The organism is Lichenicola cladoniae (genome assembly GCF_013201075.1).
GTDB classification, from domain to species: Bacteria; Pseudomonadota; Alphaproteobacteria; order Acetobacterales; family Acetobacteraceae; genus Lichenicola; species Lichenicola cladoniae.
Window position 1 is genome coordinate 413905 of sequence record NZ_CP053709.1, and the last position, 14475, is coordinate 428379.

At 61.7% G+C, this 14475-nt stretch carries 9 protein-coding genes and 6 pseudogenes; 9 read left to right on the forward strand and 6 right to left on the reverse strand.

Annotated elements, in window-relative coordinates:
• Window positions 1-174: 174 nt before the first annotated feature.
• Window positions 175-870, reverse strand: coding sequence for a hypothetical protein (locus tag HN018_RS23940; RefSeq protein WP_171837367.1), 696 nt, complete (start codon window positions 868-870; stop codon window positions 175-177).
• A 440-nt stretch (window positions 871-1310) separates the two neighbouring features.
• Between HN018_RS23940 and HN018_RS28845 the strand changes: the two are divergent.
• A pseudogene (locus HN018_RS28845) lies at window positions 1311-1658 on the forward strand (transposase); the annotation flags it as partial.
• 19 nt (window positions 1659-1677) lie between these two features.
• Window positions 1678-1941, forward strand: a pseudogene (locus HN018_RS28850) (GMC family oxidoreductase); the annotation flags it as partial.
• Window positions 1942-2133: 192 nt separating this feature from the next.
• Here HN018_RS28850 and HN018_RS23950 read toward each other — a convergent pair.
• Window positions 2134-2355: a DUF2934 domain-containing protein gene (locus HN018_RS23950; protein WP_171837369.1), complete on the reverse strand. Its 222-nt coding sequence runs from the start codon at window positions 2353-2355 to the stop codon at window positions 2134-2136.
• Between the two features lie 170 nt (window positions 2356-2525).
• Here HN018_RS23950 and HN018_RS29570 point away from each other — a divergent pair, with 170 nt between their 5' ends.
• Window positions 2526-2657 carry a type II toxin-antitoxin system ParD family antitoxin gene (locus tag HN018_RS29570; protein WP_171837370.1) on the forward strand — a complete coding sequence of 44 codons (132 nt, stop codon included), beginning with the start codon at window positions 2526-2528 and terminating at the stop codon, window positions 2655-2657.
• A 1116-nt stretch (window positions 2658-3773) separates the two neighbouring features.
• Window positions 3774-4151, forward strand: coding sequence for a PRC-barrel domain-containing protein (locus tag HN018_RS23960; RefSeq protein ID WP_171837371.1), 378 nt, complete (start codon window positions 3774-3776; stop codon window positions 4149-4151).
• Between the two features lie 380 nt (window positions 4152-4531).
• On the opposite strand, the gene HN018_RS23965 is transcribed toward HN018_RS23960, so the two are convergent.
• Window positions 4532-5881, reverse strand: coding sequence for an IS1380 family transposase (locus tag HN018_RS23965; RefSeq protein ID WP_171837372.1), 1350 nt, complete (start codon window positions 5879-5881; stop codon window positions 4532-4534).
• Window positions 5882-6343: 462 nt separating this feature from the next.
• Here HN018_RS23965 and HN018_RS23970 point away from each other — a divergent pair.
• From HN018_RS23970 to HN018_RS23980, 3 genes and pseudogenes are all read left to right on the forward strand, one after another.
• Window positions 6344-7298: pseudogene (locus tag HN018_RS23970) on the forward strand (IS630 family transposase).
• A gap of 203 nt (window positions 7299-7501) precedes the next feature.
• Window positions 7502-8593, forward strand: a complete 1092-nt coding sequence (locus HN018_RS23975; protein WP_239479415.1) for an AI-2E family transporter — start codon at window positions 7502-7504, stop codon at window positions 8591-8593.
• A gap of 158 nt (window positions 8594-8751) precedes the next feature.
• Window positions 8752-9717 (forward strand): annotated as a pseudogene (locus HN018_RS23980) (IS5 family transposase).
• An 83-nt stretch (window positions 9718-9800) separates the two neighbouring features.
• Here HN018_RS23980 and HN018_RS23985 read toward each other — a convergent pair.
• On the reverse strand, window positions 9801-10754 hold the full coding sequence (locus tag HN018_RS23985) for a sodium:calcium antiporter (protein ID WP_171837374.1): 954 nt from the start codon (window positions 10752-10754) through the stop codon (window positions 9801-9803).
• A 166-nt stretch (window positions 10755-10920) separates the two neighbouring features.
• On the opposite strand from HN018_RS23985, the pseudogene HN018_RS23990 reads away from it, so the two are divergent.
• Both HN018_RS23990 and HN018_RS23995 read left to right on the forward strand, forming a co-directional pair.
• A pseudogene (locus HN018_RS23990) lies at window positions 10921-11597 on the forward strand (IS6 family transposase).
• A 102-nt stretch (window positions 11598-11699) separates the two neighbouring features.
• On the forward strand, window positions 11700-12704 hold the full coding sequence (locus tag HN018_RS23995; RefSeq protein ID WP_171837844.1) for a YihY/virulence factor BrkB family protein: 1005 nt from the start codon (window positions 11700-11702) through the stop codon (window positions 12702-12704).
• Window positions 12705-12850: 146 nt separating this feature from the next.
• Here HN018_RS23995 and HN018_RS24000 read toward each other — a convergent pair.
• Together HN018_RS24000 and HN018_RS24005 are read right to left on the reverse strand one after the other, a co-directional pair.
• Window positions 12851-13527, reverse strand: a pseudogene (locus HN018_RS24000) (IS6 family transposase).
• Between the two features lie 293 nt (window positions 13528-13820).
• The gene (locus tag HN018_RS24005) at window positions 13821-14423 is read right to left on the reverse strand and encodes a hypothetical protein (RefSeq protein ID WP_171836514.1); all 603 of its coding nucleotides are present in this window, start codon (window positions 14421-14423) and stop codon (window positions 13821-13823) included.
• Window positions 14424-14475: the final 52 nt, after the last annotated feature.

Consider the following 14475-nt stretch of genomic DNA (forward strand, 5'->3'; position numbering starts at 1 on the left):
TCTGAAGCACCGGTAGATACGTAGCGGGTACGCTATGCGAAACCACAGAAGCGGCCGCCGCTGGGGTTACCACCGGCTAGAAGAACGGCCTGTATGGAGCTGGCAGCCGCCTAAGCCTTAGGATGCTGGCCTGCACATCGATCGGTGCGCGGCATTCATGCTTCCCACTTGGCGCTATTCCGACGCCGGTGCCTGACTTGGCTCATCAAGCAGTGTTTCGATGAGGCGTCGGGCGGACGACGTCCTGCCGGCATCCAGCATATCGATGGCGTTCTGGATCTGGTGCGACCGTGCACGCTCCTTGGCTGTCGGCGGGTCGCCCAGCTGTCCGGCATTCAAGGACCGCACCTCGGCACGACCGAGCGCCGCCCGCGCCCTGGTAGTATTTCCGGCTGCGATCGCCTGCCGGGCGGCTGTCAAGTAGGCATGTGCGCTGGCCGCAGCCGGAAGGTCGAAGGTTGGCGTCGCGGCAAGCGTGTTTGCCGCCTTGCCTTGTTCCGGTTTCGGCGGCACCTGCCGCAGTGCCCGAAGCTGGGTATCGGCAGCATCGGCACGCGTATTCGCTGCTGCCAAGAGCGTCCGCAGCGTCGCCATGTCGTCGACGGAACCCTTGGCGGTGGCCAGGGCTGCTTGCGCCTGGCCTGCGGATTGACGCGCGGTCGCTACCTGCGCCTGCAGGCCATTGACCTGCTGCTGCAGGATATCCTTGTCGTGACCCAGGGCGGCCGTCCGCGCTTCGTCAGCCTGTAACGTGTCGCGCGCCGTCGCCAATTCCGAGGCGCGGACGATGGCGAGATACCAGCCCGCCGCACCCACCAGCATGATGAGCACGGTCAGGATGATGACCGCAGCGCGCCAGTTCGATTTCATACAAAGTCTTCCAATGTGAGCGGGTGAGTTATGCAGTGAAGATCGTTAAGCGGGTGGGCGCGGTTCGCTTGCAACATTGCCGCGGCGTCATGCTGACGTGCATCGATCCCGCTGATGGACCGCTTACATACCCTGTGTCCAACAGATTGGGTGATAGACCACGAACCACTCCGGTATTGTGATCCGAGAGCCGTATGTTTTTTCGCGGATGAAGATACATGCAGTCATGAAATTCAGTGACGCTTCGTGCAACTGCTGCAATGACTGAAACGGCAGAAGCAGGCTTGTGGCCAAGAAAGTGGCAGGTGTTGCTCCATGTAACGCTCGTCTCAGCATGCTCTGGAGTGCCGCGCCCGGGCAGGTCCTGGGCTATGGCACGCCAGGCGTGTCCGGCTATATGCCTGGTGGTGCGTCAGACAGCCTGCAGGTAGAGCTTGCCTCCGCCCGCCTTCGTCCTGACCGGCGCCAATACCAACGACAGTATGCCGTTCGAGGAGTTGTTTGACGATCCCGCGATCAGCGGCAAGACAGGCCGCGCCCGACATCGTCCCGACAAGCTCCACGCCGACAAGGCCTACGACCATCGGCGCTGCCGACAGGCCTGCCGCCGTCGCGGCATCGCACTACGCATCGCAAAGCGGGGTATCGAGACCAGCCAGAAGCTCGGGCGGCACCGATGGGTCATCGAGCGAACCTTCGCCTGGATCAACCGCAACCGCCGCCTCGTAACGTGCTATGAGCGCAGAAGCGACATCCATCACGCCTTCACCGCTCTCGCCTGCGCGCTCACCTGCTTCAACAAACGGCAGCCTGGAGGCGGTTGGTGCCAGCGACATCTTCCGCCAGGAGAACGACACGAACCATCTTGGTGGCACTGCCCGCATGGTCGACGACCGTCGAACCAGCGTCGTAAACGCAGATTGCCGCAGCTGGGACATTCCGAACTTGTGGATCTGCGACGGTTCAGTGTTCCCGACCGTCGGCGGCGTCAACCCGTCGTTGACCATCACCGCGATCGCTCTACGGACTGCAGACCGTATCATACAAATGGCAAAGCGTAGGGAGCTCTAATGCTTCGAGGCAATGCCTTGCCTTATACCCCACTAGGGAGAAGAAGGGGCTACAGCCGGCGTTAAGGGCAAGTATGTCATTCTGGAAAACGGTCGTCGTATAAAAGAATTATACACCTCGGAGAGTGCGGCGCGCAGTCGGGTTCCGCTGCATCAGCGACGGACCAAAGGTAATTAGGCTAGAGCGGCGCTATTAGGTCGTCGGCTTAGGTGGCTCGTCCAATGTTGGCTCCCTGGCTGTAGAAACAGGCACAGCCGTAGCGGAGCTAGCATTTTGCTCGCGACTTGAGGTTATATCCGCCAAGGCTTCATGCCAAAACTCATCGCCTCGCCCGTTTGGACACCCGGCTTGCTCCCAAAGCTTATAGGCACGGCGGCGGACTTGTTCCTCAACATCTGGCTCACCATCCGACATTTCAGCCCTCCGCCTTTGCTGCAATCGTTTGTAGCTGAATTTGGCGGTTCGGGTAAGGCTTTCAGTCCTCCAGAGCGCCAATTATAATAATGTTGCGAGTGCGCCTAGGCTGTAGCATTCTTTGACACCTGTCTTCAGGCAAAGTGTCAAGATGTCGTGAACTGCAAAGCATGAACACGTCGCTCGCATCGGAGCTGGAACGTTTCGTCGCAACGACCGTGGCCGCTGGCCGTTACCTCAGCGCGCGCGAAGTCGTCAGTAAGGCAGTGTGGCTGTTGAAAACTATAAAAGGGTGTCCCTAAGCATGACCTCAGCCTGCAAAGGATAAAGGGATCCGGATTCGGTTTCTGTGGTGAGAAGCGGGCGGCCGCATGTTACAGCATTGGGCCACAATGGTTTGGATCGTGATTAATTGAGCCACATGAACAAACAATGTTGGCGTCCAACTTGCCAAAGTTGCTATCACAAAGGTGCTGCCGTCTTGAATAAAATCATTCTGGCGTGTCATTGATAACAGCAAGTCGCATTCCGTACCTTGCTGTTATCAAACCAACTTATGCTTAAGTTTCGTTCTACAATTGCAAATTTATAATGGTTTAGAGGCTATCATGCAATCGTGTATTAATCCGGTTACTCTAGAATGACCTTTTCACGCTTAGAGCAGTATCAGAAAGAAATTCGGGGAAAGGTTTTTAGAAGACTGTCTGACCGTGAAGTTACGGCACTCAGGCAATTCTACTATTCTACTGAATTCTTCGAGATGCTTGGAGAGCGCCCCTCTCCAGAGACTTTTGCTTTACTTGAAATGTTTCTTTTCGAGAAAGTTCCCCCGGATATTTCGGAACCGTTCATTGTCCGGTATGTCTGTGAGGAAGTTGTCCTCCGACATATGGTGGCTCCAGGACGAACCATTCAATAATTCCTTGCTACTTAACCGATTTGGGAACACGAGTATCACGTAGATGCAATCAGCATTTCAGCACTTATGCTGGAGGAGGCACATGCCAAAGCTGTGTAGTTCGAGGACAAGGAGTACAACATCGCTATTGTCGATGCCGGAACTGGCTTCCGATAGAATACATGCAGACCGAGGAACGTTCGCGTTGCTGAAATTGCAAGATAACGGGTATGATGACAAGCTGCACATTGTCATCAGCCCTATTCGCTAGCGTGATCTTTCATTATCACTTGGGTCAATACTGTGTCGCCTTTCTGGAAGGCCGAGCTGCGTATAACAACGACCCGACCTCAGTGACTGACCGTACTTCCGCCACTAGGGTTATCCTTTCTGTTGACAAAGCACAGTTGGTCCCAGCATCAGACTTCTAGCGGCTGCCGACGTTTCGACACAAGCCAGATGACGTATCTCCAGGAATGCATTAATTGCGCACAAACTCAATGGCAAAAGGTAGAACACCATGGCTAGCGTAGATAATCCAAGCGAGACTGGTGGCCGTGTCATCGCCGCCAGCAAAGTAAGTGGTACAAGCGTCTACAGCGAGGCCGGCGAGAAGCTAGGCAACGTGTACGATGTCATGCTCAACAAGGTGTCTGGAAAAGCAGAGTATGCCATCCTGAGCTTTGGCGGCTTTCTCGGAATCGGTGATAAGTATCATCCGCTGCCTTGGAATCAGCTGAAATATGAACCTCGCCAAGGCGGCTATGTGATCAACCTCAGCCGGGACCGACTTGAAGGCGCACCGGCTTACGCAGCCAGTGAGATGAGTGTGTGGGATGATCTCCGCGGCCATGACATCGATGATTATTATGGGCACGGAGCTGGTCTCGCTTCCTAAAGAGCGACCCTAATCTTCACAGAGCAGCATAGGCCTCGACATCAGCGGAGCTGTCCCACTCGAGGAAGGTCCTGAGCGTGTCGTCGGCTAGCACCACACGCCTGGCCTAGACGACGTACGCGATCTCGTCACCTTCACGCAGCTGCAGGGCCACCCGCACTGGCCGCGGGATGTTGTATGAGCTTTGCCAGTCAGCGAACTAGCCTGGATAATTCATGAGCCTGGTGTTGAAGTCATCCATGGATGATGACGGTACAACCGGAGGCTGTGGGCGCATAGCTTGCTTTCGCCCCCGGTCGGGTTCGTTGGGAAGGCTCTGCGGTTGATCTGCGTTAGGGGTTGGTCGGGTCGGGGGTGGTCGGGGGCGCTTCGCCCGTGTGTCAGATGCTGAGGCGGGGCATGCGCGTCAGCAGCAACGCAAAGATCGCCTGATCCGGCGTCGCGTGCGGCAGGTGCAGGCGAACCTGCTTCTTCAGAACGTCGATGCGTACGGCCAGCTTGATAAGGCGTAGCCGCATGGTGTCGAACTGCATGACCCGCCAACGCGAGCGGCGCGGCATCAGCGCGCGCAGGCTCCACATCAGCCGGTAAGCGCCGAGATGCAGGAACAGGCGCATCTGGTTGGCGGTCGCCCGGCTGCAGGAGGTGCGGTCTGCGGATAAATGCGTCTTCCAGGCCTTGATGTGGTTCTCGGCCTGACCGCGGGCGCAGTAGATGTCCTGGTAGATGCTGCGGCTGGACAGGCCACGCAGACTGGTGACGATGAAGCGCGTGTCGGTTCCCAACGCTCCGGCCTCGACGCGCGCGATGATGCGCTCCACACGGTCCCAGCTTCGCGCCGCGTCATGGAAGTCCCTGAACCGGCGCAGCTTGGTTTTATCTCCAAGAGCTGCGGCGCGGGCGGCGGTGCTCTCCTCGAGACCGAGGATGTGCTTGCGCAACGTCGACGTGGGGGCGACGCCCAGCGTGTAGTCGAGCCGTCTCGCCCGGCAGAACCGCAGCACCTCTGGGGTGCAGTAGTGGCTGTCGGCACGCAGCATGATCTCGACACGCGGCCAGTTGCTGCGGATCACGGTGATCAGGCGGTGCAGCCAGCGCACGATCTGCCTGCCCGTCGGCCGACTGGCTGGACGCAACACGGCGGCGATCATGCGGCCGTCGCCATCGAACACCACGATCGGCTGGAAGCCGTAGTCATCGTGATGCGCATTGAACAACCGCAACTGCTGGCCGCCATGCACGGCGTCGAACGTATCATCGATGTCGAGCACAATGCGCCGTGGCACCTGGCGGAAATTCTGGCAGTAGTGATCGATCATGGCACGCCCCATGCGCAGCAGGGCGCGCGCATCCGGCAGGTTCTCGCAGCGCGATATGGTCGGCTGCGAACAGAGCTCGGCCTCATCGGGCAGGCGCCCCATGGCAAGCTTGAACATCGGATCGCGGCGCAGCCTGTCGGCGTCGTTGCCGTCCTCGTAACCGGCTGCGATCATCAGCATCCGCGTGCGGATGATCTCGTCCAGACCATGGATTACCCGGCCTGGATCACGCGGATCATGAATGCAGGTCGCCAGATGTTTCGCGATGGCAAGCCGCTGCTCGACCTCTCGCAGGACCAGCAAACCACCGTCCGACGACATGCATGCGCCGTCGAAGCGCGCCACGATCGCGTGGCCACCTACTGGTGACAAACCCGGCAGCGCCGGGGTAAGTTCAACCTTGACGGGCATGCGCTCCAGGATCCGATGGGATTGGTCTCAGCATCCAAATCCTACATCGTGTCAGTGGTTTGTCCCATGCCCGTCACCCCTGACGAATTATCCGGGCTAGAGTATACGTTGTGATCATGTCTTGCTATGCAAGAAGAACCTCTAAAGAGGGTAAAGCCTTCTGCTGTTAGACGCGTGCACTCCCTGCACTGCCCTTTAGCGGGAGTGCTCCGTCAGTATCCTTGGATCACCCGATAGTCACCGTGCCCGTCAGCCTCGACTTGGCCAGCGCTCTCGTTCATCCGGACGCATGGCCTGCCTCGTGACCCGCAGTGCGTGATCTTCGCCAGCAGGCCGGCCTTCTCCCACCCTTCTTGTTTGCCCGGAGCTAGAGCGGTTTTTCACCGGGCTGAATCATAAGGGGATTCCGCCGCCGCGGTTTTCTGATTCAGCAACCTATGCCGGTGCTGGAGGCCGGCATGGATGGCACGGGCATTGTCGGTGCATCTCCGGGACAGGGTAGTGGCGGCGGTCGCGGGTGGTCTGTCACGTCGGCAGGAAGCGATACGTTCGGCGTCAGCGCCGCGAGCGCAGTCCGGTGGCAGCAGCTTGCCAGTCAGCACGGGACACCGGCACCACGACAGCAGGGCGGTGATAGACGTTCGGTTAAGATCGAGGCGCATGCCAAGCTGATCCTGGAGGCTTACGAGGCGACCCCCGACATCACCCTGGCCGAATTGCAGGCGCTGCTGGTTGATCACGGCACCGAGGTCGCGCTCGGCACGATTGGCGGTTTTTCGCGCGGCGTGGGATAACGCTTAAAAACAGAGAGCGCACGGGACCGAGCAGGATCGCCCCGACATTCTGAAACGGCGCGAGGAATGGTTCAACGGCCAGCTCGATCTCGATCCCGAGCAGCTCGTCTTCATCGATGGTTGAGCTCCGAAGGAGATCAACGGGGCCGCGACGAACATGGCGCGTCGCTATGGCAGAGCGCCACGCGGCGAACGACTGCGTGCCGCACGGGCACTGGAAAACCACTACTTTCGTTGCGGGTCTGAGCCGCACCGGCATGATCGCACCCTGGGTGCTTGACGGACCGATGAACGGTGATGCCTTCACCAACTACGTGACCCGTGTCCTCGTGCCCGAACTTTTTCCCGGCAACGTCGTCATCATGGACAACCTGTCGAGCCATAAGGCGCCAGCCGTACGTGCCGCCATCGAAGCCGCGGGTGCCAAGCTCCTGTTGCTTCCGCCCTACAGCCCCGACTTCAACTCCATCGAGATGGCCTTCTCGAAGCTGAAAGCACATCTGCGAAAAGCGGCCTAGCGGACCATCCACGGCCTCTGGGATGCCATCGGTCGGATCGTCGACCTCTACTCGCCCCAAAAATGCTCGAACTACTTCGCTGCCGCTGGCTACGATGCAGACTGATCAGAAACCGCTCTAGCGATCGAGCCTGGACGGACGCGTTCGACTATATCGAGCGGTTCTACAACCGGCCGAGACGCTACTCGACCATCGGCTATCTCAGCCCTGCAGCAGCTCACTTATCGGCTGGCGAACCCGGGGTCATTTGCCCGGTGTGCCGCTCTCGCGCAACATCGGGCGATCATCGCGTGGCAGGATCCTCCGACATGACACCAATGGCCTCAGGTGAGCCTGATGGCGGCCCGCTTGGCGAGATGGCAGCGTCTGGGGTCTCGCTCTCCCGGACGGCACGGGCCTGCGCGGTGCTGTCCGGCATCGCTATGCTGTTTTGGGTGCTCGGCTCTTTCGTGCTCGAGCTGTTCCTGGTCGTGCTGATCGCGCTGCTGTTACGCGGAATGGCCGCGCTGCTGGCGCGTGTGACGCGGTTGCCGGTCGGGGGCAGCTTGGCGGTGGTGGTGGGGGGGCTGACGCTGCTGGCCGGGGTTGGGCTGTATTATCGCGGACCGCGCTTCGCGCACGAGATGCAGCTGCTGTTCGATCGTCTGGCCCCCGAGATTCTGCGGTTGCGGCAGCATTATGCCGCCACAGAATGGGGGCAGTTCCTGCAGCAGCACCTGATGCCGGAGGGCGGAAGCGGCGCGGCGATGCGCATCCCGGCGATGGCGGTGCTCGGAAGCACCTTTGGGGTGTTCGGCGAAGCGGTGGTGGTGGTGCTTGCCGCGATCTACATGGCGGTGTCGCCCGATCTGTATGTGCGGGGTCTGGTGCTGCTGTTTCCTCTGCCGGCGCGCTCGCGGGTCAACACGATCCTGCGGGACTGCGGGGCGTCGCTGCAATGGTGGATGGTGGGGCAGGGGGTGAGCATGCTGGCGGTCGGTATCATCTCGACCGTGGGGCTGCTGATTCTGGGCGTGCCGCTGCCATTCTCGCTTGGCCTGCTCGCGGGGATGCTCACCTTCATTCCGTATGTTGGGGCGTGGCTCGGGTCGGTGCCGGCGATCCTGATGGCGATGACAGTCGGGCCATTCACTGCACTCTGGGCGGCCGGTGTGTTCCTGCTCTGCCATATCGTTGAAGGGTATCTACTGGCGCCGCTGGTACAGAGACGCACCACAGAGATGGCACCAGCGCTGACGCTGCTGGCGATGGCGGTGGTCGGGTCGTTTTATGGAATACTTGGGCTGATCCTGGCAACACCGATTACGGCGGCTGCGCTAGTGGCAGTCAAGGAGGGGTATATCGCATCGATCCTGGGAGACGGGTCGATGCGGAAGCGGGAGGGGGCGGCGGAGGCGTAAGGGGTGTTATGGCGGCGCTGGCCGAGTTGCTAGCGGAAGTGGCGCTGGTGCACAGACCGGTCGGCTGGTGCACCACTCTGTTGCAGGGATAGCTGCTGTCTCGGCTGAGGTAGGATGATGCGGGGACAGACCCCGGTCACGTTCTGGGGTGGGTTGTCGTGCCGTTCAAAGCCAACGCGGAGCGTCGCCACGACATCCCAAAGCAACGGCACCGGGTCACGAACTCTGCCGCTTACGATGCCGCTCTGCGTCAGCGCGGCAGCCTGACGGTGTGGTTCACCGACGCGGCGATCGCGGCTTGGAAAGCGGAGCCGCGGACCACTTGAGGCGGTCAGTCGCGCTATTCGGCCCTGGCCATCGCAACGGCGCTGACGCTGAGGTCGGTGTTCCGTTTGGCGCTGCGGCAGACCGAAGGGCTGATTGGCTCCATCATCGGCCTGCTCGGCCTCGAACTCCTCGTGCCGGACCACACAACGTTCAGTCGCCGGGCCGAGAGCTTGGACGTGGTTTGCCCCCGGCCAAGCTCCGGTACCGTTCACCTGCTGGTCGACAACACGGGGCTCAAACTCTGCGGCTCCGGCGAATGGCTGCTCGAGAAGCATGGCACGAAAACACGGCGGTCGTGGCGCAAGCTGCACATCGCCGTGGACGCCGACACTGGACGGATCGCGGCGGCGGCGCTGACTACCAGCGATGTCGATTACGCGTCCCTAGTCAGCCCCTTGCTCGATCAAGTGAATGGCCCGGTCGCCTCGTTCGCTGCCGACGGTGCTTACGACCAAGACGGCGTCTACGGTGAGGTCATGTCGCGACATCCCGAGGCGTCCGTCATCGTCCCACCACGCTCGAGCGCGGTGCCGAGGGACACCGCGCAGACGGCACCCACGATGCGAAACCGCCACCTGCAGATCATCACCGAGCGCAGTCGAATAACCTGGCAGAAGGCGGCAGGCTACAGCTGGCGAGCGCTGATGGAGGCCGACATCAGCCGTTTCAAACGGGTCATCTGTGATGGGCTGCTATCGCGCACCGATCAGCGTCGAGCGACCGAGATCGCGATTGCTGTAAACGCAGTGAACCAAATGCTCGAACTCGGACGTCCGGAATACGTCCGCCCCCCGTAAGCAAGAGACGAGATGACCGAGCTGCAGCCCCCGATGACCTGTGCAACACAGTCGGGATGGAGGTGATGCGGATGGCGCGGCCGTCATCGAAGCAGCAGGACGACGAAGCCCGCATAGGCGGCGATCAGCACGCCGCCGCCTATGCGGTTCATCCTGCCGCGGCGGAGGAACAGCAGAGTGGCGATCAGGGTGGTGCCGAGCAGGCACCACAGGGTCAGCCGCGCGGTCGGCGACATTGTGCCGACGGGCAGGAACAGGGTCGGCAGGTAGGCGCCGGCGAGCAGGTTGAGGCTGTTGCTGTTGAAGGTCTCGCTGACCACCGCGGACCCGCGTCCCTGGACCGCGAGCCGGATCGCCGCCACCACGTTTGGAATGCCGGTCAGTGTCGCCAGCACCAGCGCGCCAAGCACGACCTCCGACAGGCCCCACCGCGCACCGAGGAAGCTCGCCGCTTTCACCATGCCGATGCTGGTCAGTACCACGACGGTGAGCAGCGGCACGATCGCCAGCTTATCTGCCCAGGAAGGCGTATGCGGCCGTTGCTCGTCGCCCGCATCCACCTCGGTGTCGCTTACGGCCTCGCGTAGCCAGCGTCTCAGGGGACCGGGCATCGCCACCCGGCCTATCTGTGCGGGCTTCATCGCCGAAACGATCACGTAGGGGATCATCACGGCGGCGATCAGCAACCCGGCCCAGAGCGGCGGGAGCCCCAGCACCATCTGGCAGGCGACGACCACCGTGACCCACAGCGACACCCCGGCATTCAGCAGCAGCGTCTTGACGCCGCACACGACGCTGCCGGCGAGCAGCGCGCTGAGCCCGAGCAGTGAGGCCAAGTTGAAGATGTTGGAGCCCAGGATCACGCTCTTGCCGAGATCATGCTGGCCGCTGACCAGGGCGGTCAGGGCAGAGGCGATCTCGGGGCTGTCCGCACCGAGCGCTGTGATCAGGCCGAGCAGCCCCTCGGACAGGCCGAGCGCGGTGCCGACCTGGTCCAGGCGATGCGACAGCACCGCGCTGGCCATGGTGCCGATCACCAGGCTGATCGCGAACAGGATGATCGCCTCGGTCAGGGACAGGATGCGGCTCCGTCGACGAACAGCGTCCTGTCCTTGCCGTCGCCCTGCGAGGATGCCGGTACGATGCTGCGGGGGATTGTCACGTTAACTGGTAGGTTACGGCGTTCTGGCTCAGGGTAGTAGGATGAAGAAGCCGGACCCAAATCACCGTCACCGTTTCCCGGCGGACCTCATCCGCCACGCGGTGTGGCTTTATCACGTCTTCAGCCTCAGCTTCCGAGATTTCGAGCTGTTGTTGGCAGAGCGCGGCATCATTGTCTCGTGTGAGAGCATCCGTCGATGGTGTTTGAAATTTGGCTCCAGCTTCGCTGACGGCCTGCGTCGCCGTCGGCCCCGGCCTGGTCACAAGTGGCACCTCGATGAGGTCTTCATCCGCATCCAGGGCGAACTGCGCTATCTTTGGCGTGCTGTCGACCAGAACGGTGTCGTGTTGGACATCCTGGTGCAGAGCCGCCGGGGTGGCACGGCCGCAAAACGCTTCTTTAAGCGCCTGCTGAAAGGCTTGCAGTATGAGCCACGCGTCCTCGTCACCGACAAGCTGTAGAGCTATGGCGTGGCAGAGAGAGCGGCTACCTGAATAACCGGGCGGAGAACTCACATCGGCCAACCCGCCGCCGAGAGCGACACATGCAGCGGTTAAAGTCGATGCGGCAGGCCCAGCACTTCTTATTCGCTCACGCCTTCATCTCCGGGCATTTTCATCCACGACGCCATTTGATGACAGCCCACCGCTATCGTGCCGTGCGTGCCAAGGCCTTCCAAGCTTGGAAGCAGGAAACGTGTGTCCAAAGCACCGGATAATTGCTCCGTCGCTGCCGTGCTCCGCTTCGGTCTGCAACTCGACCGTTAACGTGACAAGCTTCCCAGCGCCTACACATCATCATCCCTGGTCCGAAACGCTCCATGCGCAGCAAGCTTGAACATCCCGCCCTCATCACGGCCCTCGGCATCACCGGCCTGCTGGTCGGCGCTCTTACGCGATGGACCGACACGACACCGGCCAGTGCTCCAGTCACGCCGCGTCGCGTGGCCGGCCGCTGCGCGAGACCGGCACGCCCTGCGGCCCGGAGCGGGTGGGCCATTGCCAAGGCCGTCGTGTCGCAGGTCTTCTCCGACCGGCTAATGACGGAGGCCGCGGGTGTCACCTTCTACACTCTCCTCGCTATCTTCCCGGCGCTGGCGGCGCTGATCTCGATCTACGGCCTGGTGGCGGACCCGCGCACCATTGCTGGGCAGCTGTCGGCGCTGCAGGGCATCATGCCCGGCGGCGGCATGGATATTTTGAAGGAGCAGGTCGAGAGCCTGATTTCGAACGGTGGCAAGGGACTAGGCGTTGGCCTAATGTTCGGCGTCGTCACCTCGCTTTGGAGCGCCAACCAGGGCACCAAGGCCTTGTTCGAGGCGCTCAACGTGATCAACGCCGAGACCGAGTCCCGTGGCTTCGTCCATCGCACCTTGGTGACCCTGGCCTTTACGCTCGGGGCGTTGGCCTTCATCGTGCTGGCAATGGGCGCCGTCGTCGTGGTGCCGATCGTGCTTAAGTTCCTCGGCTTGACCGGGATAGGCGCCGCCGTACTGCAATACGCCCGCTGGCCCCTGCTTCTCGCGGTGGTGGGTGTGCTGCTCGCGCTGGTGTATCGCTTCGGGCCCAGCCGGGAACCGGCCACCTGGCGCCTGATCAGCTGCGGCAGCGGCTTCGCCGCGGTCAGCTGGCTTGCGGGGTCCGCCGTGTTCTCCTGGTATGTCGCCAACTTCGGCAGCTACAACAAGACCTATGGCTCGCTCGGCGCCGTAGTGGGCTTCATGACTTGGATCTGGATCTCAGTCATTATCATCCTGGTCGGCGGCGAGCTGAATGCCGAACTGGAGGACCGGCTCGATCCAGATGCGGACGGGGCGGGGCCCTAATGATTTAGAGACGCACGACCGATGATTTTTGAAAGCTGGTTCGGCATCTTGCGGGTGCTGGTCGTCGGCCCCCTGGCCTATGCCTGGGATGGTCACGTTAACGGTCGAGTTGCAGACCGAAGCGGAGCACGGCAGCGACGGAGCAATTATCCGATGCTTTGGACACACGTTTCCTGCTTCCAAGCTTGGAAGGCCTTGGCACGCACGGCACGATAGCGGTGGGCTGTCATCAAATGGCGTCGTGGATGAAAATGCCCGGAGATGAAGGCGTGAGCGAACAAGAAGTGCTGGGCCTGCCGCATCGACTTTAACCGCTGCATGTGTCGCTCTCGGCGGCGGGTTGGCCGATGTGAGTTCTCCGCCCGGTTATTCAGGTAGCCGCTCTCTCTGCCACGCCATAGCTCTACAGCTTGTCGGTGACGAGGACGCGTGGCTCATACTGCAAGCCTTTCAGCAGGCGCTTAAAGAAGCGTTTTGCGGCCGTGCCACCCCGGCGGCTCTGCACCAGGATGTCCAACACGACACCGTTCTGGTCGACAGCACGCCAAAGATAGCGCAGTTCGCCCTGGATGCGGATGAAGACCTCATCGAGGTGCCACTTGTGACCAGGCCGGGGCCGACGGCGACGCAGGCCGTCAGCGAAGCTGGAGCCAAATTTCAAACACCATCGACGGATGCTCTCACACGAGACAATGATGCCGCGCTCTGCCAACAACAGCTCGAAATCTCGGAAGCTGAGGCTGAAGACGTGATAAAGCCACACCGCGTGGCGGATGAGGTCCGCCGGGAAACGGTGACGGTGATTTGGGTCCGGCTTCTTCATCCTACTACCCTGAGCCAGAACGCCGTAACCTACCAGTTAACGTGACAATCACCTTCGGTCGGTGCGCCAACGCCGGGCGGCGAGTGAAAGCAGGTGCAGCAAAGAGGGTCTCAAGGCCAGGAGATCCTTAGCTTCAAGGGGACGGGGACCTGCCGGCACGAGATACAGCGATGCCGGCGCCCGGTCAGGAGCCGGAGCGGCCGAAGGCTGGGTGGCATCGCCTCGCCGCGTCAATACTCGGGCTCATCACGGTTCCCGGCGGCGGTGACCGCCAGATGCGGCGGGAGGCCCCTCTATCTGCCGCCGCCGGTATACATGAGCCCGGCCCCGGAACCGTTATTCTCTCCGGGGCTGAGCTTGCTGATGAACAGCACCAGCAGGATGAACCGGCTGAGCCCGGCCAGCCCGTCGGCCCCGACCCAGACCCAGTGCCGCCCCGCATGTGCCACCCAGACGGCGTGTTCGGCAGCCGCACCCCGGCCGCCGGCATGGAACCAGTCGTGTGGCACGTCGCGCGCGAGGTCGATCCTGGTCGCGCCGGACCGGCTGTCACCGCCGGAGCCGCCCTTGCCTGCCTTTCCCGACGACGCCCTGGCCTGCTTGGTCTGCAGGAAGCCCGGATCGTCGAGGGGGGAAGCCGCATTGCCGCACGAAAGATGTCCTGAAGCTGCTTGAGGGCCAGGGGATCGAAGATCGCGTCGGCGCCCCACTGTGCGCTCGGCCCGCGGGCCCGCGAACTGCCCGCCCGTCGCCCCGGACACGTCCAGCCGGTATAGGCCCAGCTCGTCGCTGACTTGGACGGTGCCCTGCTTGATCCGGATCTGCGAGGGCAGGGCCGCCGGGTCCGCCTGCAGGCGCGCCAGGTCGTCCATCACCATCTGGTACTGGATGTCCATGACCGTGGAGGCGGCTCCCGCCGTGATGCGCGTCAGCTGCTAGAGGGTGCAG